General features: G+C 75.8%; 1 protein-coding gene. It reads left to right on the forward strand.

Features of this window, described 5'->3' with window-relative positions; translation table 11 throughout:
- Positions 1-38: 38 nt before the first annotated feature.
- On the forward strand, positions 39-1,736 hold a 1,698-nt coding region (locus tag WAB14_RS18160), incomplete at its 3' end, for an HNH endonuclease signature motif containing protein (RefSeq protein WP_340271755.1).

A 1,736-nucleotide genomic window follows, 5' to 3' on the forward strand; every position in this document is an offset into this window, starting at 1 on the left:
CCTGGCGGGTGTCGGTGCCCGCCGGTATCCTCGTACACATGTTCGACGACCTGGATCCGACGCGGGCGCTCACCGAGCTCACCGTCCTCGGCCCGGGCCCGCTCGAGGACGCCGACCTCGTCGATGCCGCCGAGGTCGCCACCGCCGTCGCCGCCGCCGCGCAGGCCTGGGCGCTGCTCGCCGTCCACGAACTACGCCAACGCCGCCAGGCGGAGTACCGCGAGCACCTGCAACGCCTCCGCGGCTGCCCCGTCACCCCCGCCGACCTGCACAACCAGCCCGGCGACGCCGCCGAGGTCGACCGCTTCACCGCCGCCGAGGTCGCCGCCGCCCTCGGCATGTCCCACCGCGCCGCCACCGACCGCGTCGCCATGATCGACACCCTGCGCCGGCGCCTACCCGTCCTGCTCGACGAGATGCTCGCCGGCCGCGTCCAGCTGCCCCAGGCCCGCGCCCTGCTCGAGGCCACCCTCCCCCTGCCCGTGGAGACCGCCACCCACGTCGCCGCCACCCTGCTGCCCCTGGCCCGCACCGGCACCGCCTCCCAGGTCGCCGCCCGCGCCCGCCGCGCCACCATGCACGCCGACCCGCAGGCCGCCGCCGAGCACACCGAGACCGCCCGACGGCACCGCCGCGTCAGCACGTGGGCCAACGACGACGCCACCGCCACCCTGCAGGTCACCGGGCCCGCCCTCACCATCGCCGCCGTCTACAACCGCCTCGACGCCATCGCCCGCGACACCCAGGACCGCGCCCGCACCGCCCTGCGCGACCTCGCCACCCGCGAGCAGCAGACCCTCACCGACCAGCCGCTCACCGACCAGCCGCTCACCGAGGCCGAGGTCCGCGCCATGGTCCCCACCCTGGACCAGCTGCGCGCCGACACCGCCCTGCGCCTGCTCGCCGGCAGCCACGACCTCACCCAGACCCCCGCCCCCGGCGTCACCCTCGACATCACCCTCGAACTCGACACCCCCCTCCCCAACGCCCCCCTCGACGCCTCACCTGAGGCCCTCCCCGACGCCCTGCGCGAGGCCCTGCCCCAGCTCCTGCCCGAGCTCCGGCCCGAGGCCCTGCCCGAGGTGATGTCCCAGCTCGTGCCCGAGGTCACCGTCGACCTCGCCATGACCCTCAGCACCCTGCTCGGCGGTGACACCCCCGCCGAGATCCCCGGCCTCGGACCCATCCCCGCCAGCCTCGCCCGCGACGCCCTCACCAGCACCAGCCCTGGCACCAGCACCAGCACCAGCACCAGCACCAGCACTGGCACCAGCGCCTCGACCCGGGACGGGCTGCGCCTCAGCCCCTGGCTACCACCCCCAGCCGGAGCCCTCACCTGCCCCCTCTCCCCACCAGAGCCCAACACCCCCAGCACCGCGACCGACCCGACGCCTGCAACGGACCCGACCGACTCGATCGGGCAGCACCCGCCCGGGCCGTACCGGCCATCCGCCGCCCTCGAACGCGCCATCCGCGCCCGCGACCTCACCTGCCGCTTCCCCGGCTGCCGCGCCCGCGCCCGCCGCTGCGACGTCGACCACACCATCCCCTACCCCCAAGGACCCACCTGCGCCTGCAACCTCGCCAGCGTCTGCCGCTTCCACCACCGCCTCAAGCACCGCGCCGGCTGGCACCTCACCCAGCTCGGCAACGGCGCCCTGCGCTGGAGGAGCCCCACCGGCCACACCTACACCACCCACCCCGCCGACACCGACCACCCCTACCAACCACCCCAC

The sequence above is a fragment of the Aquipuribacter nitratireducens genome, from assembly GCF_037860835.1.
Lineage (GTDB): Bacteria > Actinomycetota > Actinomycetes > Actinomycetales > JBBAYJ01 > Aquipuribacter > Aquipuribacter nitratireducens.